23 protein-coding genes and 2 pseudogenes are annotated in these 26,311 nt (G+C 62.9%); 9 read left to right on the forward strand and 16 right to left on the reverse strand.

Annotation, left to right across the window (positions count from 1 at the left end):
* Positions 1-107, forward strand: a pseudogene (locus AAZU54_RS25105) (IS110 family transposase); the annotation flags it as partial.
* A 162-nt stretch (positions 108-269) separates the two neighbouring features.
* On the opposite strand, the gene AAZU54_RS25110 reads toward AAZU54_RS25105, so the two are convergent.
* The 5 genes from AAZU54_RS25110 to trxA form a co-directional block, all read right to left on the reverse strand.
* The gene (locus AAZU54_RS25110) at positions 270-920 is read right to left on the reverse strand and encodes a gamma-glutamylcyclotransferase (RefSeq protein WP_186555832.1); all 651 of its coding nucleotides are present in this window, start codon (positions 918-920) and stop codon (positions 270-272) included.
* Between the two features lie 255 nt (positions 921-1,175).
* Complete coding sequence (locus AAZU54_RS25115; protein WP_186555831.1) at positions 1,176-2,144, reverse strand: CDP-6-deoxy-delta-3,4-glucoseen reductase; 969 nt, start codon at positions 2,142-2,144, stop codon at positions 1,176-1,178.
* The gene (gene ubiD / locus AAZU54_RS25120; protein ID WP_186555830.1) at positions 2,144-3,610 is read right to left on the reverse strand and encodes a 4-hydroxy-3-polyprenylbenzoate decarboxylase; all 1,467 of its coding nucleotides are present in this window, start codon (positions 3,608-3,610) and stop codon (positions 2,144-2,146) included. Before ubiD ends, AAZU54_RS25115 begins: the two co-directional genes overlap by 1 nt.
* Before the next feature lie 164 nt (positions 3,611-3,774).
* Positions 3,775-5,034, reverse strand: a complete 1,260-nt coding sequence (gene rho / locus AAZU54_RS25125; RefSeq protein ID WP_119146917.1) for a transcription termination factor Rho — start codon at positions 5,032-5,034, stop codon at positions 3,775-3,777.
* Between the two features lie 228 nt (positions 5,035-5,262).
* Positions 5,263-5,592, reverse strand: a complete 330-nt coding sequence (gene trxA, locus AAZU54_RS25130) for a thioredoxin TrxA (RefSeq protein WP_186555829.1) — start codon at positions 5,590-5,592, stop codon at positions 5,263-5,265.
* A gap of 243 nt (positions 5,593-5,835) precedes the next feature.
* Between trxA and ppx the strand changes: the two genes are divergently transcribed.
* Complete coding sequence (ppx, locus tag AAZU54_RS25135; protein WP_186555828.1) at positions 5,836-7,338, forward strand: exopolyphosphatase; 1,503 nt, start codon at positions 5,836-5,838, stop codon at positions 7,336-7,338.
* On the opposite strand, the gene ppk1 is transcribed toward ppx, so the two are convergent.
* The gene (ppk1, locus tag AAZU54_RS25140; RefSeq protein ID WP_186555827.1) at positions 7,325-9,580 is read right to left on the reverse strand and encodes a polyphosphate kinase 1; all 2,256 of its coding nucleotides are present in this window, start codon (positions 9,578-9,580) and stop codon (positions 7,325-7,327) included. The genes ppx and ppk1 overlap by 14 nt on opposite strands.
* 19 nt (positions 9,581-9,599) lie before the next feature.
* Positions 9,600-10,610 carry a porphobilinogen synthase gene (hemB, locus tag AAZU54_RS25145; protein WP_186555826.1) on the reverse strand — a complete coding sequence of 337 codons (1,011 nt, stop codon included), beginning with the start codon at positions 10,608-10,610 and terminating at the stop codon, positions 9,600-9,602.
* 207 nt (positions 10,611-10,817) lie between these two features.
* Between hemB and AAZU54_RS25150 the strand changes: the two genes are divergently transcribed.
* The gene (locus AAZU54_RS25150) at positions 10,818-11,462 is read left to right on the forward strand and encodes a DedA family protein (RefSeq protein ID WP_186555825.1); all 645 of its coding nucleotides are present in this window, start codon (positions 10,818-10,820) and stop codon (positions 11,460-11,462) included.
* 501 nt (positions 11,463-11,963) lie between these two features.
* Here the strand turns inward: AAZU54_RS25150 and AAZU54_RS25155 are convergent.
* Positions 11,964-12,590 (reverse strand): annotated as a pseudogene (locus AAZU54_RS25155) (sterol desaturase family protein); the annotation flags it as partial.
* Positions 12,591-12,703: 113 nt separating this feature from the next.
* Here AAZU54_RS25155 and elbB point away from each other — a divergent pair.
* A complete protein-coding gene (gene elbB, locus AAZU54_RS25160) occupies positions 12,704-13,372 on the forward strand; it encodes an isoprenoid biosynthesis glyoxalase ElbB (RefSeq protein ID WP_186555824.1) in 669 nt (222 codons plus the stop codon).
* Positions 13,373-13,480: 108 nt separating this feature from the next.
* Here elbB and AAZU54_RS25165 read toward each other — a convergent pair whose 3' ends face one another.
* Positions 13,481-13,933, reverse strand: a complete 453-nt coding sequence (locus AAZU54_RS25165; RefSeq protein WP_264236839.1) for a YaiI/YqxD family protein — start codon at positions 13,931-13,933, stop codon at positions 13,481-13,483.
* Between the two features lie 133 nt (positions 13,934-14,066).
* Entirely contained in the window at positions 14,067-15,965 is a 1,899-nt protein-coding gene (locus tag AAZU54_RS25170) for a cytochrome c/FTR1 family iron permease (protein WP_186555822.1), read from the reverse strand.
* Between the two features lie 261 nt (positions 15,966-16,226).
* Here AAZU54_RS25170 and AAZU54_RS25175 point away from each other — a divergent pair, with 261 nt between their 5' ends.
* From AAZU54_RS25175 to AAZU54_RS25190, 4 genes are read left to right on the forward strand one after another with little or no spacing between them, the layout of a single operon-like run.
* On the forward strand, positions 16,227-17,618 hold the full coding sequence (locus tag AAZU54_RS25175) for a COG3014 family protein (protein WP_264236842.1): 1,392 nt from the start codon (positions 16,227-16,229) through the stop codon (positions 17,616-17,618).
* 15 nt (positions 17,619-17,633) lie between these two features.
* On the forward strand, positions 17,634-17,999 hold the full coding sequence (locus AAZU54_RS25180) for a YcfL family protein (RefSeq protein ID WP_186555820.1): 366 nt from the start codon (positions 17,634-17,636) through the stop codon (positions 17,997-17,999).
* Between the two features lie 21 nt (positions 18,000-18,020).
* Positions 18,021-18,608 carry a penicillin-binding protein activator LpoB gene (lpoB, locus tag AAZU54_RS25185; protein ID WP_186555819.1) on the forward strand — a complete coding sequence of 196 codons (588 nt, stop codon included), beginning with the start codon at positions 18,021-18,023 and terminating at the stop codon, positions 18,606-18,608.
* A 3-nt stretch (positions 18,609-18,611) separates the two neighbouring features.
* On the forward strand, positions 18,612-19,355 hold the full coding sequence (locus tag AAZU54_RS25190; RefSeq protein WP_186555818.1) for a penicillin-binding protein activator LpoB: 744 nt from the start codon (positions 18,612-18,614) through the stop codon (positions 19,353-19,355).
* Positions 19,356-19,478: 123 nt separating this feature from the next.
* Here the strand turns inward: AAZU54_RS25190 and AAZU54_RS25195 are convergent, their stop codons facing one another.
* From AAZU54_RS25195 to AAZU54_RS25220, 6 genes are all read right to left on the reverse strand, one after another.
* Positions 19,479-20,900, reverse strand: coding sequence for an efflux transporter outer membrane subunit (locus AAZU54_RS25195; RefSeq protein ID WP_186555817.1), 1,422 nt, complete (start codon positions 20,898-20,900; stop codon positions 19,479-19,481).
* A complete protein-coding gene (locus AAZU54_RS25200; protein ID WP_186555816.1) occupies positions 20,897-21,772 on the reverse strand; it encodes an efflux RND transporter periplasmic adaptor subunit in 876 nt (291 codons plus the stop codon). The genes AAZU54_RS25195 and AAZU54_RS25200 overlap by 4 nt, the downstream gene beginning before the upstream one ends.
* Positions 21,769-21,981 carry a DUF1656 domain-containing protein gene (locus AAZU54_RS25205; protein ID WP_054902446.1) on the reverse strand — a complete coding sequence of 71 codons (213 nt, stop codon included), beginning with the start codon at positions 21,979-21,981 and terminating at the stop codon, positions 21,769-21,771. The genes AAZU54_RS25200 and AAZU54_RS25205 overlap by 4 nt, the downstream gene beginning before the upstream one ends.
* Positions 21,978-24,065, reverse strand: a complete 2,088-nt coding sequence (locus AAZU54_RS25210; protein ID WP_434727809.1) for an FUSC family protein — start codon at positions 24,063-24,065, stop codon at positions 21,978-21,980. Before AAZU54_RS25210 ends, AAZU54_RS25205 begins: the two co-directional genes overlap by 4 nt.
* The gene (locus AAZU54_RS25215; RefSeq protein WP_186555814.1) at positions 24,062-24,514 is read right to left on the reverse strand and encodes a MarR family winged helix-turn-helix transcriptional regulator; all 453 of its coding nucleotides are present in this window, start codon (positions 24,512-24,514) and stop codon (positions 24,062-24,064) included. Before AAZU54_RS25215 ends, AAZU54_RS25210 begins: the two co-directional genes overlap by 4 nt.
* 125 nt (positions 24,515-24,639) lie before the next feature.
* Positions 24,640-25,452, reverse strand: coding sequence for a tetratricopeptide repeat protein (locus AAZU54_RS25220; RefSeq protein WP_186555813.1), 813 nt, complete (start codon positions 25,450-25,452; stop codon positions 24,640-24,642).
* Positions 25,453-25,658: 206 nt separating this feature from the next.
* On the opposite strand from AAZU54_RS25220, the gene AAZU54_RS25225 reads away from it, so the two are divergent.
* Positions 25,659-26,216, forward strand: coding sequence for a WYL domain-containing protein (locus AAZU54_RS25225; protein ID WP_186555812.1), 558 nt, complete (start codon positions 25,659-25,661; stop codon positions 26,214-26,216).
* Positions 26,217-26,311 lie beyond the last annotated feature (95 nt).

Consider the following 26,311-nt stretch of genomic DNA (forward strand, 5'->3'; position numbering starts at 1 on the left):
CCCAAGCCTTGGTCATCTTGGCTCGAAAGCTTGCCCGCGTGGCTTTCGCCCTGATGAAAAATCAGGGCGAATACATCACCAGAGCTATGAAATTGGCTTGCCCATAACCATAGAATCTCCCACAGGGATAGCGGTGTCTTTGATGTCGATGCGGTATCTGTGGGAGCGCCCGTGACCGCACTCAGAGGTACAGCGCAGCCATCAATGACAGCTCGGTCCCTGTGGGAGCGGGCTTGCCCGCGAAGAGGCCGGGGCAGCCGACAAAAACTTCAGACCTCACGCAAGTTATGGCAACGCCTGAACCGCGCCTCAAGATTGCGATCGGGCATCTGGTGACTGCGCAGTGCATTGAGGGTCTGCTCGACGTAATCTCGGGTACTGCCATAGCGCCCCTTGGCGCTGGCCAGAATCTGGCTGAGCAAGCCATCCGGCAGATCACCGGCATAGCACGGCAGATGCCGCTCCAGAACGAACCCTAGCGCTTGAACCTTGCTGCCGTCATTCAAGCGGCAAGTCAGCCAATGCGGCCGATACGCAGGGTATGGCATCTCGCGCTGCCACAAGGCCATGAGCGACTCATCCAGGTTGCTCTCCTCCAGGCGATAGGCAAAGCCACTGCATGAGCCGCCGCGATCGAGCCCGAACACCAGCCCTGGGCACTCCGGCGTGCCGCGGTGCTCATGCGACCACAGGTACAGCCCGCGATGATAGCCATGCACCCGCGCCCGCTGGCGTTCGACCGAATGACATTCCGGGCGCCAGATCAGTGAGCCATAGGCAAACAGCCACACCGGCCCACCGTGATGGCGCGCCATGGTCGACTGCATCGAATTGAACAGTTGCTCGCGAGTCAGTTGCTGACCGAAGTCGAGCGACGGCGGATAGGGTACCTGCCAAGATAGACTTTCAATTGCCGACATAAGCTGCCGCCATTATTCCCCGAGAACTAACGAAGAACGCCACTGTAACTCAGTGACGCTCCGCTGGACTTACCGTACGGCAGAAAGTATCCATCGCACAAGCCCCCATGCACACCTGAGCCGCCGAACTACGGGCCCTGCAAGCGATTGCACGGTATTGTTTCGAGTATAGTGAAAGTTATTGGCTGCGGCGGTAACAATTTACCGCCTTATAATCATCGCCGGACACTTTGGTTATTAGCGTCGACTAACTATTCAGCCGCGCGGGGCATAGGCGAATACATCGGCACGCATGCGGTGCGCATCCATGCCGGCCTCAACCAACGCATCGAGCGTGGCATAGACCATATTTGGCGAACCACTGGCATACACGTGCACATCGTTGAGGTCGGCGATGTCTTCGCAAACTGCCTCATGCAGCATGCCGCAACGCCCTTCCCAGCCACACAGGTCACTGACGACCTTGTGCAGGAACAGGTTGGGCAGGCGCTGCCACTCATCCCAGTGCTCGATCTGGTAGAAGTCTTCCGGACGACGCACGCCCCAATACAAGTGCACCGGGTGCTTGAAGCCATTGGCCCGGCAATGCTCGACCAGGCTGTGCATCTGGCCCATGCCGGTGCCGGCGGCGATCAGCACCAGTGGCCCATCGGGCAGCTCGGCCAAATGTGCATCGCCAAACGGCAGCTGGATACGCGCAATACCATCGCGCTGCAATTGCTCGATCAGCGCCACGGCACTGGCTTCGCGCGCCAGCACGTGCAGCTCCAGATCGCGCCCGCCGTGCGGCGCGGAGGCCAGCGAGAAGGCTGCCTTGTCGGCGCCGTCGCGCTCGATCATCAGGTACTGGCCGGCGTGATAACGCGGCGGCTTGCCGGCCGGAGCGCGCAGGCGCACGCGCCAGACGTCGCCACCCACCTCGACGCACTCGCTCACCGTGCAGGCCAAGGTTCGTACCGGCAGTTCGCCCAAGGCAAGTACACCGTCCCAGAGCAAGATACAGTCCTCCAGCGGCTCGGCGATGCAGGTGAACAGTTCGCCGTGATCACGCACTTCACCGTCCTGGCGCACCCGCCCTTCCACCAGCAACGCAGCGCAGACGTGGCAATTGCCGTTGCGGCAGCTGCTCGGACAGTCGTAACCCAGGCGCCGGGCGCCATCGAGAATCCTTTCACCGGGTTCAAGCGCCAGTACCGCCCCGGACGGCTGCAACGTTACCTGCATCAATCTATTCCCAACTGATCCCACAGCTCATCGATACGGCGGGTGACGGCATCGTCCTTGACGATGACTCGGCCCCATTCGCGTGTAGTCTCGCCCGGCCACTTGTGCGTTGCATCCAGGCCCATCTTCGACCCCAGCCCCGATACCGGCGACGCGAAGTCCAGGTAGTCGATTGGCGTGTTGTCGATCATCACCGTATCACGCTTGGGGTCCATGCGCGTGGTGATGGCCCAGATTACGTCGTTCCAGTCGCGGGCGTTGACGTCGTCGTCGGTAACGATAACGAACTTGGTGTACATGAACTGTCGCAGGAACGACCAGACACCCAACATTACCCGCTTGGCATGGCCTGGGTACTGCTTCTTGATGGTCACTACCGCCATGCGGTACGAGCAGCCTTCGGGCGGCAAGTAGAAGTCGATGATCTCCGGGAACTGCTTCTGCAGGATCGGCACGAACACTTCGTTCAGCGCAACGCCAAGGATCGCCGGCTCATCCGGTGGACGGCCGGTGTAGGTGCTGTGATAGATCGGATTACGCCGGTGGGTGATGCGCTCGATGGTGAACACCGGGAAGCTGTCCACCTCGTTGTAGTAACCGGTGTGGTCGCCGTATGGGCCTTCGGGGGCCATCTCGCCTGGGTGGATCACCCCTTCCAGGATGATTTCCGCAGTGGCCGGCACCTGCAGGTCACTGCCACGGCACTTGACCAGCTCGGTACGGTTGCCGCGCAGCAGGCCGGCGAAGGCGTATTCGGAAAGGGTGTCAGGCACCGGGGTCACAGCGCCAAGAATGGTCGCCGGGTCCGCGCCCAGGGCTACCGCCACCGGGAATGGCTGGCCAGGATGCTTTTCGCACCACTCGCGATAATCCAAAGCGCCGCCACGGTGGCTCAGCCAACGCATGATGACCTTGTTACGGCCGATCACCTGCTGGCGATAGATGCCCAGGTTCTGGCGTTCTTTGTTCGGCCCGCGGGTGACGGTCAGGCCCCAGGTGATCAGCGGCGCCACATCGCCCGGCCAGCAGTGCTGGATCGGCAACTGGCTGAGGTCGACGTCTTCGCCCTCGACCACGATTTCCTGGCACACCGCGTCTTTGATGACCTTGGGCGCCATCGACACGACTTTCTTGAAGATCGGCAGTTTCGACCAGGCGTCCTTGAGCCCCTTGGGCGGCTCGGGCTCCTTGAGGAAGGCCAGCAGCTTGCCGATTTCACGCAGCTCGTCGACCGATTCGGCGCCCATGCCCATGGCCACCCGCTCCGGGGTGCCAAACAGGTTGCCGAGCACTGGAATGTCGAAGCCGGTAGGCTTTTCGAACAGCAACGCCGGGCCCTTGGCACGCAAGGTGCGATCGCAGACTTCGGTCATTTCCAGGACGGGTGAAATCGGAACCTGGATGCGCTTGAGTTCGCCGCGCTGTTCCAAGCCACGGATAAAGTCGCGCAAATCGCGATACTGCATGCGTGAGCCTCGTGTTGGCCGTATCGGTCGGGGTGCAGAGTGTAGCGCTGATCAAGCCGTTTTAGGATGCAAAAATGACTTGGGGCCGCTGCGCGACCCTTCGCGGGCTTATCCGCGAAGGACTGCGCAGCAGCCCCAAATCATCAGCCTGTGGAACGAATCGCTTACTTGCGCTTCATCGACAGGAAGAACTCATCGTTGGTCTTGGTCTGCTTGAGCTTGTCAGTCAAGAACTCGATGGCGGCGATCTCATCCATCGGGTGCAGCAGCTTGCGCAGAATCCACATGCGCTGCAGCTCGTCGTCAGCGGTCAGCAGCTCTTCGCGACGGGTACCCGACTTGTTGATGTTGATGGCCGGGAACACACGCTTCTCGGCGATGCGGCGATCCAGCGGCAGCTCCATGTTGCCGGTACCTTTGAACTCTTCGTAGATCACTTCGTCCATCTTCGAGCCGGTTTCAACCAGCGCGGTGGCGATAATGGTCAGCGAACCGCCTTCCTCGATGTTACGCGCAGCACCGAAGAAGCGTTTTGGCTTCTCCAGGGCGTGAGCATCGACACCACCGGTGAGGACCTTGCCGGAGCTTGGGATCACGGTGTTGTAGGCACGCGCCAGACGGGTGATCGAGTCGAGCAGGATGACCACGTCTTTCTTGTGCTCGACCAGGCGCTTGGCCTTCTCGATGACCATCTCGGCAACCTGCACGTGGCGGGTCGGCGGCTCGTCGAAGGTGGAAGCGACCACTTCGCCGCGCACGGTGCGCTGCATTTCGGTCACTTCTTCCGGGCGCTCGTCGATCAACAGCACGATCAGGTGGCACTCGGGGTTGTTACGGGTGATGTTGGCCGCGATGTTCTGCAGCATGATGGTCTTGCCCGCTTTTGGCGGGGCGACGATCAGGCCGCGCTGGCCTTTGCCGATCGGGGCGCAGAGATCGATGACGCGGCCGGTCAAGTCTTCGGTGGAACCGTTACCGGCTTCCATCTTCAGGCGCTTGTTGGGGAACAGCGGCGTCAAGTTCTCGAACAGGATCTTGTTCTTGGCGTTTTCCGGACGGTCGAAGTTGATCGTGTCGACCTTGAGCAGCGCGAAGTAACGCTCCCCTTCCTTCGGCGGGCGGATCTTGCCGACGATGGTGTCGCCGGTACGCAGGTTGAAACGGCGGATCTGGCTCGGCGAGACGTAGATGTCGTCTGGGCCGGCCAAGTAGGACGCATCAGCCGAACGCAGGAAACCGAAGCCATCCTGGAGAATCTCCAGCACGCCGTCACCCGAGATCTCTTCGCCGCTTTTCGCGTGTTTCTTCAACAGGGCGAAAATCACGTCCTGCTTGCGCGAACGGGCCATGTTTTCGATGCCCATCTGTTCGGCCATTTCCAGCAGATCGGTAATCGGCTTTTGCTTGAGTTCAGTCAGGTTCATAAGGGGAGTGACGTAATCATGTAAGAAGGGAGGATTAAGCTTCTGGCTTAATGAAGCCGCGCCGCAAGATTGGCGACAGGATCGCGTACTGATTCGAATTAGGGATGCGTCGGCGACGGCGTGCAGAGGGCACTGAAGAAGCAGTGCGAGGCCGAATGTAACACTTGCTTTTTTCGGCGTCTAGTGCTCGAAAAAAGAAAAGCCCCGCATTTGCGGGGCTTTTTCACATCAGATGTTTGCGTCGAGGAACGCAGCCAGCTGAGATTTGGACAGCGCGCCGACCTTGGTCGCCTCGACGTTGCCGTTCTTGAACAGCATCAGCGTCGGGATGCCACGCACGCCGTGCTTGGCCGGGGTTTCCTGGTTGTCGTCGATGTTCAGCTTGGCGACAGTCAGTTTGCCTTGGTAGGTCGAAGCAATGTCGTCCAGGACTGGAGCGATCATCTTGCACGGGCCGCACCATTCAGCCCAGTAGTCGACCAGCACCGGGCCTTCTGCCTTCAGGACTTCAGCCTCGAAGGTGGCGTCGGTGACATGTTTGATCAGGTCGCTGCTCATGGATATCTCCAGGTTCGTAAGCAAAAAACGTGGCCCATCATAGCCGCACCGGCCGCCTACAGGAAGTCACGCTCGATTGAGTGTAACTATAGTTGTGCAAGACGCCACGAATCGAAACTGTCATATCAGTGTCATAAGATTCGTTGCCCCTTTGCTTTGCATCAAGCCTTGCCTTGCCGCGCGTTGGCGTCAGCCCGCGATCGTGGCACGATTGCCGGGTTATCGACCGAGAATCTCGAAATCATGCCGCAGAACTCCGCGAAGAACCTGTCCTTGATCGCCGCCATCGACCTTGGCTCCAACAGTTTCCATATGGTCGTGGCCAAGGCCCACCATACGGAAATCCGCATTCTTGAGCGCCTTGGAGAAAAAGTTCAGCTGGCTGCGGGCATCGACGAAGAGCGTCGCCTGAGCGAAGAAGCCATGCAGCGTGGCCTCGAATGCCTCAAGCGCTTCGCCCAACTGATCAACGGCATGCCCGATGGCGCAGTGCGCATCGTCGGCACCAACGCCCTGCGCGAAGCGCGCAACCGCAACGAATTCATCCAGCGCGCCGAGGCCATTCTCGGCCACCCGGTAGAGGTCATCTCTGGCCGTGAAGAAGCGCGCCTGATCTACCTGGGCGTGTCGCACACCCTGGCCGACACCCCCGGCAAGCGCCTGGTCGCCGACATCGGCGGCGGCAGCACCGAGTTCATCATCGGCCAACGCTTCGAACCGCTGCTGCGCGAGAGCCTGCAGATGGGCTGCGTGAGCTTCACCCAGCGCTATTTCCGCGACGGCAAGATCACCCCGGCGCGCTACGCCCAGGCCTACACTGCCGCGCGCCTGGAGCTGATGAGCATCGAAAACGCCCTGCACCGCCTGACCTGGGATGAAGCCATCGGCTCCTCGGGCACCATCCGCGCCATCGGTGCGGCGATCAAGGCCGGTGGCTTGGGCAATGGCGAGGTCAATGCCGAAGGGCTGGCCTGGGTCAAACGCAAGCTGTTCAAGCTGGGCGAAACCGACAAGATCGATTTCGAAGGGGTCAAGCCGGACCGACGCACCATCTTCCCCGCAGGCCTGGCGATTCTAGAGGCGATCTTCGATGCCCTTGAGCTGCAGCGCATGGATCACTGCGACGGCGCCCTGCGTGAAGGCGTGCTGTTCGACCTGCTCGGCCGCCACCATCATGAAGACGTGCGCGAGCGCACCCTCAATTCGCTGATGGAGCGCTATCACGTCGATCAGGGCCAAGCGGCGAGGGTCGAGCGCAAGGCGCTGCACGCGTTCGATCAGGTCGCCAAGGACTGGAAACTGGAAGAGGGCAACTGGCGCGACCTGCTCGGCTGGGCGGCGAAAGTGCACGAAGTGGGGCTGGATATTGCCCACTATCACTACCACAAGCACGGCGCCTACCTGATCGAGCACTCCGACCTGTCCGGTTTCTCCCGCGAAGACCAGCAGATGCTGGCCCTGCTGGTGCGCGGCCACCGCCGCAACATCCCCAAGGACAAGTTCGCCGAGTTCGGCGACGAAGGCATCCAGCTGATCCGCCTGTGCGTACTGCTGCGCTTTGCCATCCTGTTCCACCACATCCGCGGCACCCAACAGATGCCCAAGGTGGTGCTCAAGGCCGGTGCGAACAGCCTTGAAGTGGTCTTCCCAGAGGGTTGGTTGGAGCAGAACCAGCTGACCCAGGCCGACTTCGCCAACGAGGCGGAGTGGCTGGCCCGGGTCGGCTTCGTCCTCAGCGTACGTTGAGGACCGGGTTGCTCAGGCGCTCCAACAGGGTCGCCTGGGCACTGCGCGGGTTCTGGTTGCCGGTCGGCGTGCTGCGCACGTAACGGCCGTCGGACTGCAAGGTCCAGGCCTGGGTGTTGTCGGTCAGGTAGCTTTCCAGCTCCTTCTTCACCCGCAGCAGCAGCTTCTTGCCTTCAACCGGGAAGCAAGTCTCGACCCGCTTATCCAGGTTGCGCTCCATCCAGTCGGCACTGGACAGGAAGATCTGCTCTTCGCCGCCATTGAGGAAGTAGAACACCCGCGTGTGCTCCAGGAAGCGGCCGATGATCGAGCGCACCTGGATATTGTGCGAAACCCCCGGAATACCTGGGCGCAAGCAGCACATGCCACGCACTACCAGATCGATGCGCACGCCCGATTGGCTGGCCTTGTACAGCGCGCGGATGATCTTCGCGTCGGTCAACGAGTTGAACTTGGCGATGATGTGCGCAGGCTTGCCCTCGAGCGCGAACTGGGTCTCGCGGGCAATCATGTCGAGCATGCCCTTCTTCAGGGTGAACGGCGCGTGCAGCAGCTTTTTCATGCGCAGGGTCTTGCCCATGCCGATCAGCTGGCTGAACAACTTGCCGACGTCTTCGCACAGCGCGTCATCCGAGGTCAGCAGGCTGTAGTCGGTGTACAGACGGGCGTTACCGGCGTGGTAGTTGCCGGTACCCAAGTGGGCGTAGCGAACGATCTCTCCCTGCTCACGACGCAGGATCAGCATCATCTTGGCGTGGGTCTTGAAGCCGACCACACCATAGATCACCACCGCACCCGCGGCTTGCAGACGGCTGGCCATCTGCAGGTTGGACTCTTCGTCGAAGCGCGCCCGCAACTCGATCACCGCCGTGACCTCCTTGCCGTTACGCGCCGCGTCCACCAGGGCGTCGACGATTTCCGAGTTGGCGCCGCTGCGGTACAAGGTCTGGCGCACGGCAAGTACGTGCGGGTCCTTGGCGGCCTGGCGCAGCAGGTCGACCACTGGCGTGAACGACTCGAACGGGTGCATCAGCAGGATGTCCTGCTTGCTCACCACGCTGAAGATGTTCTCGGCGTTCTGCAGCAACTTGGGGATCGCCGGGGTGAACGGCATGTATTGCAGCTCTGGATGGCTATCCAGGCCGGTAATGCTGAACAACCGGGTGAGGTTGACCGGGCCGTTGACCTGGTACAGCTCGCTCTCGCTCAGGCTGAACTGCTTGAGCAAGTAGTCCGACAAATGCTTGGGGCAGGTATCGGCCACTTCCAGGCGCACGGCATCGCCGTAGCGGCGCGAGAACAGCTCGCCACGCAGCGCCCGGGCCAGGTCATCGACCTCTTCGGAGTCCAGCGCCAGGTCGGCGTTACGGGTCAGGCGGAACTGATAGCAGCCCTTGACCTTCATGCCCTGGAACAGGTCATCGGCGTGGGCGTGGATCATCGACGACAGGAATACGAAGTTGTCGCCGCTGCCGCCGACCTCTTCCGGCACGCGAATGACGCGCGGCAGCAAGCGCGGAGCCGGGATGATCGCCAAGCCCGAGTCGCGACCGAAGGCATCGACCCCTTCGAGCTCGACGATGAAGTTCAGGCTCTTGTTCACCAACAGCGGGAACGGGTGGGTCGGGTCGAGGCCGATCGGGGTGATGATCGGCGCGATCTCGTCGCGGAAGAAGCGCCGCACCCAGGTCTTGAGTTTCGGCGTCCAGTGGCGGCGACGGATGAAGCGGATCTGGTGTTTTTCCAGCTCCGGTAGCAGTACGTCGTTGAGGATCGCGTACTGGCGATCCACCTCGAAGTGCACCAGCTCACTGATTCGCGCCAGCGCCTGGTGCGGCTGCAAGCCGTCGGCGCCGGCCTGTTCACGGGCAAAATTGATCTGTTTTTTCAGGCCCGCAACGCGGATCTCGAAGAACTCGTCGAGGTTGCTGGAGAAGATCAGCAGGAACTTCAGGCGCTCCAGCAGCGGGTAGGACTCATCCAGCGCCTGCTCCAGCACGCGGATGTTGAACTGCAGCTGCGAGAGCTCGCGATGAATGTACAGGCTGCTGTCGTCCAGGCTCGGCACGTGAATCGCCGGCGCCGGCGTGGGGGCCGGGGCTGGCGCTTCGACCGGCTGCTCAGCGACCTGCTCGGCCACAGGCTCGGCAGCAACGGGCAAGTCCGGTGGCGTCTGGGTCAGCTCCTGCGGCAGCGCCTGGGCATCCTTGATCTCGACAGGGGTAAGCACTTCGTTATTCATCTGACGTTCCTGGAGGGCATTACTGCCCTCTCAACAATTGAGCGGCGCGAACGGCGAAATAGGTGAGGATGCCATCGGCGCCAGCGCGTTTGAAAGCGGTGAGCGATTCGAGGATCACCGCTTCGCTGAGCCAGCCATTCTGGATGGCCGCCATGTGCATGGCGTACTCGCCGCTGACCTGATAGGCAAAAGTCGGCACTTTGAATTCGGCTTTGACCCGGTGGACGATGTCCAGGTACGGCATGCCCGGCTTGACCATGACCATGTCGGCGCCTTCGGCGAGGTCGGTGGCCACTTCGTGCAGGGCCTCGTCGCTGTTGGCCGGGTCCATCTGGTAGGAGGCCTTGTTGGCCTTGCCCAGGTTCAGCGCCGAGCCGACCGCATCGCGGAACGGGCCATAATAGGCGCTGGCGTACTTGGCCGAGTAGGCCATGATGCGCACGTTGACGTGACCAGCCACTTCCAGGGCTTCACGGATCGCCCCCAGGCGGCCGTCCATCATGTCCGACGGGGCAACCACTTGGGCGCCGGCTTCGGCATGCGACAAGGCCTGGCGTACCAGTGCGTCGACAGTGATGTCGTTCTGCACGTAGCCCTCTTCATCGAGGATACCGTCCTGGCCGTGGGTGGTGAACGGGTCGAGGGCGACGTCGGTGATCACCCCCAGTTCCGGGAACTGCGCACGCAGGGCGCGGGTAGCGCGCTGGGCAATGCCCTCCGGGTTCCAGGCTTCGGCGCCGTCGAGGGACTTTTTCTCGACCGGCGTCACCGGGAACAGTGCCAGTGCCGGAATCCCCAACTCTACCCAGCCTTGCGCGGCTTCCAGCAGCAGGTCGATGGACAGGCGCTCGACGCCTGGCATGGACGGCACTTGTTCACGGCGATTTTCCCCATCCAGCACAAACACCGGCAGGATCAGGTCATCGACGGTCAGGGTATTTTCGCGAACCAGGCGACGGGAAAAATCATCCCGGCGGTTGCGACGCAGACGGGTGGCAGGAAACATACGGTTGGCGGGGGTAAAGCTCACGGCAGACTCCTGAGCCCACGCAGGCGGGCAGCGCGACAGTTATAAGCGGCCATTATGACGCCTGTGTTACACCCAAGGGCAACCCTGCGACTTGTGGCCGCAGGCATTCTCCTCGTCGGAATTGTTCACGTCGAGACACATTTGGACACTTTCATGAATGCGCGCGAAGGGGTAGGCTGCGCGTTCATTTCGCCAGCACCCCAGAAAATGCTTCAACAATTCCTGCAGGATTTCGGCTACTTCGCCCTTTTTCTCGGCACATTTTTTGAAGGTGAGACCATCCTGGTGCTCGCGGGATTCCTTGCGTTCCGTGGATACATGGACATCAACCTGGTGGTGTTGGTGGCGTTCTGCGGCAGCTATGCCGGAGACCAGCTGTGGTACTTCATGGGCCGACGCCATGGCCGCGCGATCCTGGCACGCAAGCCGCGCTGGCAAGCGATGGGCGACCGGGCGCTGGACCATATTCGCCGCCATCCGGATATCTGGGTGCTGAGCTTTCGTTTCGTCTACGGCCTGCGCACGGTGATGCCGGTGGCAATCGGCCTGTCGGGCTATCCGCCCAGGCGCTACCTGCTGCTCAACGGCATTGGCGCAGCGGTGTGGGCCTTGGCCCTGGGCGCGGCCGCCTACCACTTCGGCGCCATCCTCGAAGGCCTGTTGGGCAATGTGAAAAAGTACGAGCTATGGGTGCTCGGCGGCCTGCTGGTGCTGGGCCTGCTGCTCTGGCTGCGTCGGCGTTTCCGTACCCTGCGCGCGGAGCGCAAGGCGGCGGCAGCAGACCAGGCCGCCGAGGCTGAGCAGGCTGTAGCCCAGCAGCAAAAACCACGCGAGGGGCGTGACGGTCACTAAACCGAGTGCGCCGGCCAGGTACAGCGCCGGCCCATTGGCAAGCAGCCGCGCCAGCTCCAGGCGCGCACCCCAAGGCCGATTCTCCAGGGCCACGCCCAGCACGAACAAACCGAACGCCATCACTGTCCAGCCCAGTGCCAGGGCGGTGCTGCTGACCTGCTCGGCAACCTCCATCAGGTAACTGCCCAATGCCACGTAGACCACGAACTGCGCGGCGACATAAACCTGCTGCGCCTGGCCCAAGGGAATCTCGAATTTGCGAAAGCTGGCCAGGTCCTGCTTGGCCTGTGGATAAGCCTGCGCGACATCGGCCGGGCGCCAGCCGGTGGGCATGAACCAGATGCGCAGCTTGTCCCACACACTGCGCGTGCGCCGGGCATCGTTCCACAACTGGGCATAGAACTGCAGGTTGGCCCACAGTGGATTCCAACTGGCCAGCGGCGTGGTCACGCCAAAGATCACCGGTTCACGCCGGTCTTCTTCCTGGAAGGTGCCGAACAAGCGGTCCCAGAGAATGAACACGCCGCCATAGTTGCAATCCAAGTACTGTGGATTCTGCGCATGGTGAACGCGATGGTTGGACGGCGTGATCAACACCCATTCGAGCCAACCCAGCTTGGGAATGTGCCGGGTGTGCACCCAGAACTGGTACAGCAGGTTCAGCGACGCCACGGTGATGAATACCAGCGGCGGCACGCCGAGCAACGCCAGGGGCAGGTAGAAGATCCACGAGAAGATAAAGCCGCTGCTGGTCTGGCGCAGGGCGGTGGTCAGGTTGTACTCCTCGCTCTGGTGATGCACCGAGTGCGCAGCCCACAGCACATTGCGCTCGTGGCCCAGCCGGTGCAGCCAGTAATAGCAGAAATCGTACAGCACAAACGCCAGCAGCCAGACCCACCAGGCCTGCCCAGGCAAACGCAGCAACGCCAGGTGCTCCCAGGCCAGTGCGTAAGTCACCAGGCCAACTCCCTTGGTCAACAGCCCGGTGCTGGTCGACAGCACTCCGGTGCTGAGGCTGTTGATCGAGTCGGCCAGACGATAGTTACGCTGACCGCGCACAAAGTCGGCGATCAGCTCCACCGCGATCAGCACGAAGAAAAACGGCACGGCCAGCAGAATCAGGTCCATGGGCAGCGATCTCAGGCGTTATCTGAACAGATTAGCCCCGCCCCACAGCAACCCCTATGGCCACATCTGCCAAACTAGAGGACATTTAGCGCCTCGACACTGGAGTAATGAGCATGACAAAAAAAGTTGCGGTGATTCTTTCCGGTTGCGGCGTCTATGACGGCGCTGAGATCCACGAAAGCGTGATCACCCTGCTGCGCCTCGACCAGCGCGGTGCCCAGGTACAGTGCTTTGCGCCGAACATCGCGCAGATGCACGTGATCGATCACCTGACTGGCGAGCAGATGCCCGAGACGCGCAACGTACTGGTCGAGTCGGCGCGCATCGCTCGCGGTGAGGTCAAGGATATCCGCGAAGCCGATGTCAAAGACTTCGATGCGCTGATCGTGCCGGGTGGCTTTGGCGCCGCGAAGAACCTCTCCAACTTTGCCGTAGAAGGTGACAAGTGCACCGTGCAGCCGGATGTCCTGGCCCTGGCTGAAGCCTTTGCCGAGGCCGGCAAGCCGGTCGGGCTGATCTGCATCTCGCCGGCCTTGGCGGCGAAGATCTACGGGCCAGGCGTGGTCTGCACCATTGGTAACGATGCCGGCACCAGCGCGGCGGTAGTGAAGATGGGCGGCACCCATGAAGAGTGCGACGTGCATGACATCGTCGAAGATACCCAGCGCAAGCTGGTAACTACGCCGGCCTATATGCTGGCCAAATCGATCAGTGAAGCGGCGGGTGGCATCTACAAGCTAGTGGACCGGGTGCTGGAGCTGACTCACGAAGGTGATAACTAAGCAGCTGAATGCGCGTGGGAGCGAGGAGGCTATCGCGGGGCAAGCCCGCTCCCACGCAAGCCCGCATGCAAGCACATAGCCGCGCAACGCGCCGCACGATGCTGTTGACTAGGCTTTGGACAAACGGGTCAGGATGCGGTCGAGGGAATTGGCGAATTCCTGCTTCTCGCGCTCGCCATACGGCGCCTGGCCACCGCTGACCTGGCCCTGCTCGCGCAGCTCGGTAAACAGGTTGCGCACAGCCAACCGGTCGCCCATGTTGCGCTCATCGAACTCGCGGCCACGCGGGTCGAGTGCGGCCACGCCTTTCTTGATCAGGCGGTCGGCCAGGGGAATATCACTGCAAATCACCAGCTCACCCGGCACGGCGTTTTCGACCAGATAATCGTCGGCTGCATCCGGGCCGCTGGGGACCACGATCAGCCGGACACAGGCGAACGCCGGCTTGATCTGCGCCTGGCCGGCGACCATCACCACCTCCAGCTTGCGCTTGAGGGCGAATTTGACGATCAGGTCCTTGGCCTGCTTGGGGCAGGCGTCGGCATCGATCCATATACGCATTGCGGGTGTTCCATTGCTTCAGACAAGGCATTCATAGTGCCAGATCCGCGGGACAAGCGCGCTCCTACAGGCCCACTGAGCCGCTGTAGGAGCGGCCTTGCCCGCGATGAGGCCGGCGCAGACTCAGCAGCCTTCAGCTGGCTGCAGCACGGCGCTTTTCCGCCAAGCGCGAGCGCCCATACAGAATCACGATCGCCGTCAACGCCACCACCTGCGCCGCCAGCGAATACGCATCGGCATGAATCCCCAGCCAATCGAACTCGAAGAACGCTACCGGCCGCGTGCCCAGCACCCCAGCCTCTTGCAGCGCCTTGACGCCATGCCCGGCAAACACCACCGACAACGCACACAGCAGCGCCGCATTGATGCTGAAGAACAGCGCCAGCGGCAGCTTGGCCGACCCACGCAGGATCACCCAGGCCAATCCCACCAGCAGCACTAGCGCCGTGGCGCCACCAGCCAACACCGCGTTATGCCCAGCGGGCCCCGACTGCAGCCACAGGGTCTCGTAGAACAAGATCACTTCGAACAGCTCGCGGTACACCGAGAAGAACGCCAGCATGGCAAAGCCAAAGCGCCCGCCACCGCTGAGCAGGCTGCTCTTGATGTAGTCCTGCCAGGCCGCGGCGTGGCGGCGGTCGTGCATCCACACGCCCAGCCACAACACCATGACGCTGGCGAACAGCGCTGTGCAGCCTTCGAGCAGCTCGCGCTGGGCTCCACCGACATCGATCACATAGGCCGCCAAGGCCCAGGTGGCAAAGCCTGCGACCAGCGCCAGGCCCCAGCCGACGTTGACGCTGCGCACTGCCGATTGCTGGCCGGTATTGCGCAAGAAGGCCAGGATCGCCGCCAGTACCAGAATCGCCTCAAGGCCTTCACGCAGCAGGATCAGCAGACCGGAGATATAGCTCAGCGACCAGCTCAGGCCATCGCTGCCGAGCAGCTTGGCGGCCTCGTCCAACTGGGTTTTGGCCTCGGCCAAGCGTTGCTCGGCCTGCTCGACGGGCAAGCCATCCTGCAGCGACTGCCGATAGGCCATCAGGGCCTTCTCGGTGTCCTTGCGTACTTGGCTATCGATGTTGTCCAGAGAGCTTTCGACCAGCTCGAAGCCTTCCAGGTAAGCGGCCACCGACAGGTCGTAGGCCTGGTCGTGATCGCCTTCGCGATAGGCCGCCAGGCTCTTGTCCAAGGTGCTGGCGGTGTACTCGAGCAATTGTGCCGGGCCGCGTTTGACCTGCGGCGGCTGGGCGCGCTGGGCGCGAAACGCCGGCAGCGCCGCGACGCCTTCACTGGCGGCGACTTCGGCTGGGGTCTGGCGCGCCAGGTCGGCGAGGTTCCAGGTCTGGTCGCCCTTGGCCGCCTGCGGGTCGGCGGTGAAGCTGGCGACATAGGCAGCCACATCCCAACGCTGGCGCTCATCGAGCTGATCGGCAAACGACGGCATCTCGGTGCCTTCGATGCCAAGGCCCAGGGTGTTGTAGAGATCGAACAAGCTCAGCTGATCCAAGCGCTCGGCACTGCGCAGGTTGGCCGGCGGCGGCTCCAGGCCCACGCCGGCCGGGCCATCGCCCGCTCCGCTATCGCCATGGCAGATCGAGCAGTTCTGCGCATACAACGCAGCACCACGAGTAGGGTCTGGGGTGATTACCGGGGCCTGGCTGACCTCATAGGCCACTGCCAGGCGAGCACCTAGCTGACGCGCCTGGCGAGCCACGCTGGCACCGTCCTGGCGCTGGTCGATGGCCTGGCGCAGCGTCTGCACGCCTTGCTCCAGGGGCGCACGCTCGGCATGCGCTGGCAGGCCTTTGACCAGGTCCGCCAGCAGTGCGCTGAACTCCTGTTGCTCGCGGTATTCACCGTCGTCTAGCACCTTGCCGTCATGCACGGTCGGTGGGTAGTCGGCGCCGATGTAGTCGAGCAGGTGCAAGGCCTTGGTTGCCTCGGCGGGCGATTCGGCCAGCGCCAGGGTGCTGCACAGTGCCAGCACCGGCCACAGCAGCCAGGCGAGCAAACGGGGGCGGGAAGTCATGACCAGTCTCGGGGAATACGAAAGAGAACATTGTTCACTTCCAATTGCCACTGCTCAAGGTTTGCTGGAGGATTTCATGAAAAATCTTGTAACAGTTGCGGCAACGTTCCGGCCTCGAAGACCTACAAAAAAATTGAGAATCATTTAGCCACTGTATCGCCACCCTGCACGTATAATGCCGCGCCTTCGCTAGTAGCCATTCACAATCATTCGGCCACTAGCGTCCGTCGCCGTCCATCTACTCAGGGAATCAGAACACCGATGGTCACCCGCGCCCTAACCGTTGTGGTAATTCTTGCCGCCTTGCAATTGACCGGCTGCGCCGTGTTTCGCAGCTACGACAGCGAGCTTCAGGAAACCAACCAGCAATTGACTGCTGGCAACGTCGACGCCGCCTTGGAGCTGCTGGAAAGCAACAACAAAGGCGAAAGCAAAGACCTGCTCTACTACTTCGAAAAAGGTGAGCTGCTGCGCTCCAAGGGCGACCTACAAGGTAGCCAACAAGCCTGGCGCGCCGCCGATGGCGTGGTGTTGGGCTGGGAGGAGTCGGTCAAACTCGACACCGAGAAGTACCTGAGCCAATTCGGCAGCTTCCTGGTCAACGACAAGGTTCGCCGCTACGAAGGCTATGACTACGAGAAGGTCATGCTGACCACGCAAATGGCCCTCAACCTGCTGGCCATGAACGATTTCGACGGTGCCCGCACCGAGATCAAGAAGACCCACGAACGCGAAGCGGTGATCGCCGAGCTACGTGACCGGCAATACCTCAAGCGCGAGGAGCAGGCAGAACAGCAAGGGGTGAAGACCGAGCTCAAGGACCTGCACGGCTACCCGGTGGCCAGCCTCGACGCGCCCGAAGTGGTCAGTCTGAAAAACAGCTATCAAAGCGCCTTCAGCCATTACTTGGCCGGCTTCGTCTACGAAGCCCTCGGCGAGAAAGGCCTGGCAGCACCGGGTTACCGCAAGGCCGCCGAGCTGCGGCCGAACACGCCGTTGCTGGAGCAAGCCCTGCTCGACCTGGACAAGAACGGCGCCAGCAGCGCTGAAAGCGATGTGCTGATCGTGGTGCAAAGCGGTCTGGCCCCAGCGCGTGGCTCGATCAACATCCCGCTGCCGCTGGTGATCAAGGACAACCTGGTGATCACTCCGCTGTCGTTCCCAGTGGTCAAGGAGGACACCTCCACCACCTACTTCAGCCAAATCACCCTCAACGACCAGGCCGTGCCACTGACCGCCCTCAACAGCACCAGCGCGATGTCGCGCCGGGCCTTGCGCGACGACATGCCGGGGATCATCCTGCGCACCAGCGTGCGCGCCGCCAGCCGGGTGGTCGCGCAAAAGGAATTGAACGAAACCAACCCCCTGGCCGGCCTGATCGTGGGCATCCTCTCGGCGGTGACCGAGAGCGCCGACACTCGCACCTGGCGCACCCTGCCCAATGAAACCCAAGTGGCGCGGGTTCGCCTGGCGCCGGGCGAGCATCGCTTGAACTTGCCAGCGGGCCTCGGCGCCAGCCAGGTCATGGTCAAGATCGACCGCCCCTACCAGGTGGTCAGCCTGCGCGTGCTTGGCCGCCAGGTGTTTGCCAGCGGCCCCGCCGCACACGTTGTTCCCCTGGCCCAGCCGCAGGCGCTCGCCAGCCTCAAGTAACCTCAAGGATCGAACATGCGCTTTACCTGTATCGCCCTGCTTGCCGCCGCGCTGCTCGCCGGCTGCACATCGACTCCCGACCCCGACAGCGCCGCCAGCAAGGTGGTGACCATGGGCCAGCTCGATGATTTCGACCTCGGCCCGATGCGCGTCGCCCGCGAAAACGGCTTCCTCACCGTCAAGGTCGGCGTCAACAACACCAGCCGCAGCAACCAGACCCTGTACTACCGCTTCGCCTGGTTGGGCGACGACGGCTTCCCGGTGGCCGACGCGGAAAGCTGGAAGACCCTCACCCTGTATGGCAAGCAGGCCAGCGTACTGCCAGCCATCGCCCCGCTTCCCCAGGCGACGGACTTTCGCCTCGAAGTCCACACCCGGTAATTTTTCTCAGGAGCAGTTTTGATGTTTGCACGTATTACCTTCGCCGCCCTCGCCATCGCCCTGGTCAGCGGCTGCAGCACCCCGTCGCCCGTCCTCGGTGGCAAGAACATCAGCTACGGCGACAGCAAGGCCGTGGAACTGATCACCAACGAATTCGGCTCCACCGACTTGCAGATGATCGCCGAGAGCATGACCCGTTCGCTGGCCCAGTCCGGCGTGCTGCATGGCCGCCCGGTGGTGCAGGTGTATGACGTGAAGAACAAGACCAGCGAGTACATCGATACCCGCGAGATCACCACCACGATCAAGACCCAGCTGCTGAAAACCGGCGTGGCGCGCTTCGCCAGCGACAACACCGACATGCAAAGCCAGGTCGATCAGCTCAAGCTGCAAAACCAGAGCGGCCTGTACAAGAAAAACACCGTGGCCAAGACCGGCAACATGATCGCCGCCAAGTACCGCCTGGAAGGCTCGATCAGCTCGATCGTCAAGCGCAGCAGCGACTACAAGGACGTGTTCTACAAGTTCAGCCTGCAACTGGTCGACGTCGAAAGCGGCCTGGCTGAATGGATGGACGAAAAAGAAATCCGCAAGACCACGGAGCGCTAAGCAATGCGTACATGGATGGCAGTCATCGGCCTGGCTTGCGCGGTTTGCGCGCAAGCGGCCCCCAAGGTCGCGGTCACCGACCTCGCCTACCAGGCGCAGGTGGAGGAGTACATCCACAGCGTCAACGCTCACAACAGCGGTCAGTCGAGCCCGTACAACGCTAGTCACTCGTCGAGCTACAGCGAGTACCAAAGCAACAAGAGCTACATCGAGCAGAGCGAGCTGCGTAGCTTTGGTGGCGACATCAAGGGCGAGATTCTCAAGGGCGGGATGCTCCAGCTGGTCCAGGGCAAGCCCTACACGGCCTCGTCCAGCGAAGACGTGTACGACGTGATCGAGCGCATCAAGAACGGCGCGTTCCCCGGCGCCGACTATGTGCTGTTCGGCACCTTGTCGGATATCGACTTCCAGCGTGACGTCAATGCGCTGGACCATACCGACAGCTACTCGGCGGTGCTTGGTTTGAGCGTGGTGGCTGATTTCAGCCTGATCAACACCAGCACCTATGAGATCACGTCGGCGTTCACCGCCATGGGTGAGGGGCAGGACACCAAGCTGGTGAAAAGCCAGGATGCGCGCGTGACCCTCAACCGCCCACGGGTGGTGCGTGAGGTGTCCAAGGCGCTGGGGATGGATGTGGCGCAACAGCTGGCTGAGCAGCTAGGGGGTGAAGTGCCTGGGCAGCCAGAGCGGCCGGTGGGTCAAAGCCATTTGCCGGCGGATGAGCCGGCGCGGATTTTGCGCTGACTTGAGCTTGCCGGGGCCGCTGTGCGGCCCTTCGCAGCGATTCGGCGCCCCGCCCCCCCAGGTACCGCATGTCCCTGTAGGAGCGGGCTTGCCCGCGAAGGGCCGCAACGCGGCCCCAGTATCTCACTGTCTGGTCGCAGTATCCTTCCAACCACCACCCAAGGCCAGGAACACACCAATCTGCCCCATCGCCACCTGGCTATTGGCCGCCGCCAACTGCGCGCGCATGTCGGTATAGGTGCGGGTCGCCTGCAAGTCCGCCAGGAACGACTCTCGCCCTGCCTGGAAATACCGGTGGGTTTGGTCCGCAGCTTCTTTCGCCGAGCGCTCAGCCTCTTGCAAGGCGTCGCGCCGATCGAGCAAAGCGCTGTACTGGGCCAGGCGAGTCTGGGTCTCGCGAATAGCATTGAGCACCACCCCATCGAAATGCGCCAAGGCCGCCTGGGTCGACGCCTCGGTCTCGCGGATCCGTGCCCGGGTGCCGTTGGTGGGAATGGTCCAGCTAACCAATGGGCCGAAGCCCCAGCGGTTGGTCGAAGGTTCGCCGAGGTTTTCCAGGATGCCGATGGTGCCCACTTGGGCGCCAATGCTGATGTTCGGGTACAGCGCGCCGGTGGCCACGCCAATCGACGCAGTGGCGGCCGCCAGCTGACGCTCGGCCTGGCGCACATCCGGCCGACGCTTGAGCAGCGCGGCGCCATCGCCAACCGGAATCAGCTGCGCCAGGTGCGGCAGCTCGGCGCAATCGGCAGTGCCAGCAGGCAACTGCTCGACTGGCTTGGCGAGCAACGCCGCGAGCGTATACAGACCGGCCTCGCGCTCTGCCTTGAAGCGCGGCAGCTCAGCGCGCAGCGACTTGAATTGGGTCTGCGAACGAGTGACCTGGGTCTCATCGCCCCGCCCCGCATCACGCAAGCGCTGGTTGAGCTGTACGCTCTGCTCCTGCAAGTCCAGCGACTCGCGGGCAATGTGGTATTCCTCGTTGGCCGAGCACACCTGGGTATAGGCCTTGACTACATCGGCCACCAGGGTGATGCGGGCGGTGTCGGCAGCAGCCTGTACGGCATCGGCGTTGGCCTGGGCCGCCTCGGTGCCGCGCTTGAAGGTGCCCCACAGGTCGAACTGATAGGAGGCGCTGAGGATCGCCTCGCCGATGTTGGCCACCGGCACTTTCTCCGGCAACAAGAACGCTTCACCCGACTCTTGCAGACGCTGGGCAGCCACCTTGGCGCCGCCACTGAAGCCGCCTTGCGCCTCGGCCACCTCGAGCTGGGCGCGGGCCTTGGCGATGTTGGCGGCCGCCACGCGCAGCTCGGTGTTGGCACCCAGGGCCTGGCGCACCAGTTGATTGAGGCGCTGATCCTGGTACAGCTGCCACCAGTCCTCAGGGACCGGCGCCGACACCACGCTATCGGCATCCTGACGCAGCGGGCCGTTCAGATCGCTGCGCTGCACGGCGGCGTCCTTGGGCACCTCGTAGTTCGGGCCGACCATCATGCAGGCACTGAGGGACAGGCTCAGGCCCGCCAGGATCAGCTGTTTCATGGCCGCTGGCCCTCGATGATCGATACCGTGGCGGTGCGCCCGGCGATCATGCGGAAGTCTTGCGGCACTTCGTCGAAGGCGATCCGCACCGGAATCCGCTGAGCCAGGCGCACCCAGCTGAACGCCGGGTTGACGTTGGGCAGCAGGTTGGCGCCGCTGCTGCGGTCGCGGTCTTCGATACCGGCAGCGAGGCTCTGCACGTGGCCGCGCAGGCGGGTGTCGTCGCCCATCACGCGGATGTCCACCGCATCGCCAATGTGAATGCCGCCCAGCTTGGTTTCCTCGAAATAGCCATCGACGTGGTACGAAGCGCTGTCGACCACCGACAGCACCGGCCGGCCGGCCGTGACGAACTCGTGCGCACGCGGCGCGCGGTCGTTGAGGTAGCCGTCGACCGGGCTGCGTACCACCGAGCGGTCGAGATTGAGCTGGGCGCTGTCGACTGCGACTTGGGCTTCGTTGACCGCCGAGCGGGCGCGGGCCTCGCGGGACTGGCTCTCTTCCAACTGCTCGGCAGCCACCAGGTTGCCCAGCTGCTTGTTACGCCTGGCCTCACGGGCGGCCTGGGCAAGGGTTTCCTGACGTTCGCTCAAGGTCGCCTGGGCGTGGCGCAGGGCCAGGGTGAAGCGGTCCTGGTCGATGGTGAACAGCACGTCGCCACGCTTGATCACCTGGTTGTCGCGCACCTCGACCTGCTGGATCAGCCCGGACACGTCCGGGGCGATCTGGATCACGTCGGCGCGGATATGGCCGTCGCGGGTCCAGGGGGCGAACATGTAGTACACGACCATCTGCCAGACCAGTACGGCCGCGAAGGTCACCACCAACAGGGTCAGGACCACACGGCCCAAGGTCAACAAAGGTTTTTTCATGGCAGCATCAGGCTTCGGCAAAAGTGATCCACCGCACCAAGCAGCACGGCATACAGGGCAACGTTGAACAACGCCCGGTGCCAGACCAGGCGGTAGAAATGCAGGCGCACCAGCACGGCGTGCACGCCCAGAAACAGCAGGTAGGTGCAGAACATCATCACCAGCAGCGTGGGCAGGAACACCCCGCTGATATCCAGTTCACCGATCACAGCGGGGCTCCGTCGATCCCTTGGGGCAGTTGCGGTTGTTCGCTCGGCTCGAGCATCACCTCGACCCCCGGCAGCAGCGCCAGGCGCAGGCCGCTCAAGGCGTGCAGCAAGTGCACGCGGGCGTCGCCACGGTCGTGCAGCTCGTCCAAGGCCAGGCTCTGGCGGGCCCGCTCCATGTTGCGCAGCAACGCAGCCGGGGCGTGCAGGCGCTCACCGGCGCGCAGGCATTGGCAGTAGTGGGCGCCCACTTCCTCGACCACCGTTTGCAGGCGCTCACGGGCTTGCTGGCCAACGCGCGGCATATAGGCGAGCAGGTCGAGCAGGTTCAGCCCCACGCGCAGATCGCGCAGGGCCACGCCGCTGTCCTGGCCGGTTTGGGACAGGCGTGGCAGGTGCTGCATCAGGCGGTCGAGCATCTGCACGCCGACCTGACGTTGCTCGGCCAAGGTCGCCGGCTGGGTCATTTCGACAATGTCGCGCCAGGCAAAGCGAGTCATGCGCTTGGCTGCCAGTTCCACGCCAAACGGGCGCAGCAGCAAGGTCCAGATGAAAGCGAACAACAGCCCCACCGGGCCTGCCAGGTTGGCGTTGAGGAAGGTGAAGAAGTCCGCGTCATAGGCACCCTGGATGCTGATGAACGTCGCGGTGTTGACGATGGTCAGCAAGGTGCCGAGGTAGAAGCGTGGCTGCACGGTGAGGGTGCCGACGCAAATGAACGGTATGGCGAACGCCAGCACCAGCATCGGGAAGTCGTGCAGATTGGGCAGGACCAGGAACAGATAGACGCTGGAGAAAATCACCGACATCAGCGTCCAGAAGAAGAACCGGTAGATCTGCGGCGCAGGGTCGTCCATTGCGGCGAAGAAGCTGCACGCCACGGCAGCGAGGATCACCGCACTGGCGCCGTCGTTCCAGCCCAGGCCGATCCACAGACCGCAGGCGACGATGATCGCGGTGACCGTGGAGAACACCGAGTAAAGCATCAGGCCACGGTCGAAGAACGGCGTCAGGCGCCCCAGGCGCCAATGCCGGTAGGCGGCGCGCCAAGGCGTGGCGTCGTCGTTGCGCAGGGCATGCTGCAGGGTGCAGCAGTCTTGCCAGAGGTCGACCCACTCGGTGAGGCGATACAAGGCGTTGGACAGCAGCAGTTCCGGGCGCTGATCGAGCGCGGCGGCGCTGGGCTGGAGGCGTTCGAGCTTGTCGCGCAGTGCGCTCCAGCGGCTGGCCGAGGCATCTTCGGCGCTGGCTTGCAGCCATTGGCGCGCCTCGGCCAGCAGCGGCTGGATCTGGGCGAACTGGGCGGGTGCGCGGCCTTCGAGCGCTACCAGGGCGTCGTCCAGGGCATCGATCACGGGTAGCAGGTGAATCATCCGTCCACGCAGTTCGCGGGCGTTCTTCAAGGTATGCGGCCCGGCGCCTTCGTGGCCGAGCTGGCCGATCATCAACTCCAGGCTGTTGAAGGTGGCGACCATCGAGGCGCGCATGCCGCCGATCTTGTCAGCAGCCACTTCGCGGGCGAGGTAGGTATCGCTGTAACGGATCGCTTCGTTGAACCAGCTGCCCATCGAGCCGACCACCACTGGCGCCAGCCGGCGCGGCCAGAAAATCGCCCCGACCACTGCTGCGCAGACGATCCCCAGGCAGATTTCCTGCGCTCGCGACGATGCCACGTCGAACACCGCCAGCGGGTTATCCACCACCGCCAGGGCGATCATCGGCAGGGTGTAGCCGGCGAGCATCAGCACGTAGTTGTTGGCTGTGCGCAGGTTTAGCGAGAGGAACAGCAAGGTGCCGGTCCACAAGGCGATGGCGACCGACAGCAACAGCGGCGATTGCACCAGCGGCGGCACCAGCAAGATCGCACCACCGGCGCCGAGCAAGGTGCCCAGGGCACGGTACAGCGCCTTGGAACTAGTCGGGCCAACGAACGGGCTGGAGACGATGTACACCGTGGCCATCGCCCAGTACGGGCGCGGCAGCTGCATGAGCAGGGCGATGTACAGGGCGATCATCGAGGCGGCGAAGGTCCGCACGCCATAGAACCAGTCGCGCGCGGGGGGCATCGAGCTGAAAAAGCCGTTCATGCAAAGCCGCCCGGGGTGACCTGGCCGGCTGCTTCGAAGGCTTGGATAACGCGCAAGGTGGCTTCCAGATCGGCCTGGCTGATGCCGTGCAAGACCTCACGGCGCAGGCGCACCAGCTCGGCTTCGATGGATTCGGCAAGGATCCGCCCATCAGCGGTCAGGCTCAAGGCCTTGGCGCGGCGGTCGAGTGGGTCTTCACTGCGGCAGACCAGGCCAGCCTTGCACAGCTGGTCGAGCAGGCGTACCAGCGAAGGGCTCTCCAGGCCGGCAGCGTTGGCCACCGCTACCTGATGCACGCCATCACCCAGGCGCACGATCATCAACAGCGGCACCGCGCAGGCTTCGGAGATGCCGTAGCCAGTCAAGGCGGCATGGCAGATGCGCCGCCAATGGCGCGCAGCCACGACCATGCCGCTGCTGACTTTCAGGTGCAGTGCATCAAGCGTCATGTGAGGAACCGAGGATATTCATAGTTTGCTAACTATCAATATACGCCCTGCCCTCCCCCTGTCGTCAACCGCGGGCGATGAAGTGCCGGGATGAAATGTTGTTCATGTGAGCGGCCCCGACTACCTCAAGGCTGAATCTGATCTTCCAGCTTCATGGTCAACGCCAAGTTACTGCCCATCAAGATCGCCTGATCCCGCCAGTCCAGATAACGCGCCGCATCCCGGCTGCTGTAATGCACCGCCAGCTCTTCGGCCGCCTGCATCACCCCGGCGGCAGCAGCCAACTCCAGCCAATACAGCCCCGCCTTGCTATCGCTCTGAACATACAGGCCATGTAAAAACCGATACCCCACTTCAAACCGACACCGCGCTTCACCGCGTTTCGCGCCCTTCATGAACCAGCGCAACGCCTCGACCAGGTCAACCTGCCAGTCCTGCTCGGCATCACAGATCTCTTCTTCGTACAGATCGCCCAAGGCCGCCGCCGCATGCAGCATCCCACGCTCGAAGGCCTGGCGATAACACTCGGCAGCCTGCTCGTAGGACACCTCGACACCCTTGCCGAAATAGTGCTGCTGACCCAGGTTGAACCACGCCGCAGCGCTCCCCTGCAACGCCGCCATGCGCAGCAAGTGCCCGGCCAACTGGGTATCGGCGATCCAGTACTTGCCATTGAGCCAGATCCAGCCCAGGTCATTGAGCGCCGCCACATTGCCCTCCAGGGCCAGGCGCCGCAGGTCGCTGTACACCGCTTGCAGGTCGACCGCTTCATCCAGGCGACTGACCAGGCCAAAGCGCTCGCCCAACGGCGCCCGCTGGCTGGGCATGCCCACCCCGGCGAACAGCCGTTGGCGCTGGCGCGGCCGGGCCGGCACAGGGGCGATCCGCGCCGGCAGAAGACGCGCGAGCAGCGAATGGATATTGCTGGCAGCAGACATGTTCATCCTCATTGAACGACACACAGCCCCGACCGCAGCCGTGTTGAGGCGTGATTCTGCGCGATGCCACGACGAAACCTGTCGCGAACGATCTAATTGAAGGCAACCAAATGCATCTTCCTTGATCTGAGCACGGTGTGGCGAATTGCCATACCCCGCTCGTGCCGCCATCCTATTGCGGCAAGCCTAGACAAGGACGTTACCTTTTGCCGTTCGCCACCACCCGCGCCACCCTCAGCCGTCAATGGGCGCTGCTGCGCCAATTGCCCAGCCGCTCCCCTGGCGTTACCAGTGCCGAACTGGTCTGGCGCCTGCGCGACGTTGGCTTTAGCGTCAGCAAGCGCACGGTCGAGCGTGACCTCAATGAGCTGTCGCTGATCTTTCCGCTTGAGCGCAACGACAAGAGCATTCCGTTTGGCTGGCACTGGTCGGCCACCGCCGTCGGCGAGCTGCGCGGCAACTTCGATTTGCAGGGATTCTTGCGTGATGATGCGCTGCAACCCGTGCAGGGCGCAGGGGTGCAGATCCAGGCGTGGGTCAGCGATGGGCTCGCGCGCCAGCTGCGCGAGGCGCCGTTGAGCGCGGATATGCAGCTAACGGCGCTCGAACAAGGGCACCGGATGCGCGCCACAGTCACCGATGGCTGGCCGCTGCGCTGGTGGCTGTTGAGCCAGGGCGATGGCTTGGTGGTGGAGCAGCCGCAGACGCTGCGTGAAGAGATCGGGCGGACCTTGAGCAGTGCAGCTGCCCAGTACCAGGCCTGAGAGCTGCATCGCTCATGCGCCCTTCATCGCGGGGCAAGCCCGCTCCCACGCCGATTTCATCAAGCGCTGAGAGCGGCGTGGGAGCGGGCTTGCCC

This window comes from Pseudomonas sp. Je.1.5.c, assembly GCF_051129895.1.
GTDB classification, from domain to species: Bacteria; Pseudomonadota; Gammaproteobacteria; order Pseudomonadales; family Pseudomonadaceae; genus Aquipseudomonas; species Aquipseudomonas urmiensis.

What these genes read in the sequence shown, in the direction of transcription:
- AAZU54_RS25110 (WP_186555832.1), bottom strand. Translation starts at nt 920, where the DNA reads ATGTCGGCAATTGAAAGTCTATCTTGGCAGGTACCCTATCCGCCGTCG.
- AAZU54_RS25115 (WP_186555831.1), bottom strand. Translation starts at nt 2,144, where the DNA reads ATGCAGGTAACGTTGCAGCCGTCCGGGGCGGTACTGGCGCTTGAACCC.
- ubiD (WP_186555830.1), bottom strand. Translation starts at nt 3,610, where the DNA reads ATGCAGTATCGCGATTTGCGCGACTTTATCCGTGGCTTGGAACAGCGC.
- rho (WP_119146917.1), bottom strand. Translation starts at nt 5,034, where the DNA reads ATGAACCTGACTGAACTCAAGCAAAAGCCGATTACCGATCTGCTGGAA.
- trxA (WP_186555829.1), bottom strand. Translation starts at nt 5,592, where the DNA reads ATGAGCAGCGACCTGATCAAACATGTCACCGACGCCACCTTCGAGGCT.
- ppx (WP_186555828.1), top strand. Translation starts at nt 5,836, where the DNA reads ATGCCGCAGAACTCCGCGAAGAACCTGTCCTTGATCGCCGCCATCGAC.
- ppk1 (WP_186555827.1), bottom strand. Translation starts at nt 9,580, where the DNA reads ATGAATAACGAAGTGCTTACCCCTGTCGAGATCAAGGATGCCCAGGCG.
- AAZU54_RS25150 (WP_186555825.1), top strand. Translation starts at nt 10,818, where the DNA reads ATGCTTCAACAATTCCTGCAGGATTTCGGCTACTTCGCCCTTTTTCTC.
- elbB (WP_186555824.1), top strand. Translation starts at nt 12,704, where the DNA reads ATGACAAAAAAAGTTGCGGTGATTCTTTCCGGTTGCGGCGTCTATGAC.
- AAZU54_RS25165 (WP_264236839.1), bottom strand. Translation starts at nt 13,933, where the DNA reads ATGCGTATATGGATCGATGCCGACGCCTGCCCCAAGCAGGCCAAGGAC.
- AAZU54_RS25170 (WP_186555822.1), bottom strand. Translation starts at nt 15,965, where the DNA reads ATGACTTCCCGCCCCCGTTTGCTCGCCTGGCTGCTGTGGCCGGTGCTG.
- AAZU54_RS25175 (WP_264236842.1), top strand. Translation starts at nt 16,227, where the DNA reads ATGGTCACCCGCGCCCTAACCGTTGTGGTAATTCTTGCCGCCTTGCAA.
- AAZU54_RS25180 (WP_186555820.1), top strand. Translation starts at nt 17,634, where the DNA reads ATGCGCTTTACCTGTATCGCCCTGCTTGCCGCCGCGCTGCTCGCCGGC.
- lpoB (WP_186555819.1), top strand. Translation starts at nt 18,021, where the DNA reads ATGTTTGCACGTATTACCTTCGCCGCCCTCGCCATCGCCCTGGTCAGC.
- AAZU54_RS25190 (WP_186555818.1), top strand. Translation starts at nt 18,612, where the DNA reads ATGCGTACATGGATGGCAGTCATCGGCCTGGCTTGCGCGGTTTGCGCG.
- AAZU54_RS25195 (WP_186555817.1), bottom strand. Translation starts at nt 20,900, where the DNA reads ATGAAACAGCTGATCCTGGCGGGCCTGAGCCTGTCCCTCAGTGCCTGC.
- AAZU54_RS25200 (WP_186555816.1), bottom strand. Translation starts at nt 21,772, where the DNA reads ATGAAAAAACCTTTGTTGACCTTGGGCCGTGTGGTCCTGACCCTGTTG.
- AAZU54_RS25210 (WP_434727809.1), bottom strand. Translation starts at nt 24,065, where the DNA reads ATGAACGGCTTTTTCAGCTCGATGCCCCCCGCGCGCGACTGGTTCTAT.
- AAZU54_RS25215 (WP_186555814.1), bottom strand. Translation starts at nt 24,514, where the DNA reads ATGACGCTTGATGCACTGCACCTGAAAGTCAGCAGCGGCATGGTCGTG.
- AAZU54_RS25220 (WP_186555813.1), bottom strand. Translation starts at nt 25,452, where the DNA reads ATGTCTGCTGCCAGCAATATCCATTCGCTGCTCGCGCGTCTTCTGCCG.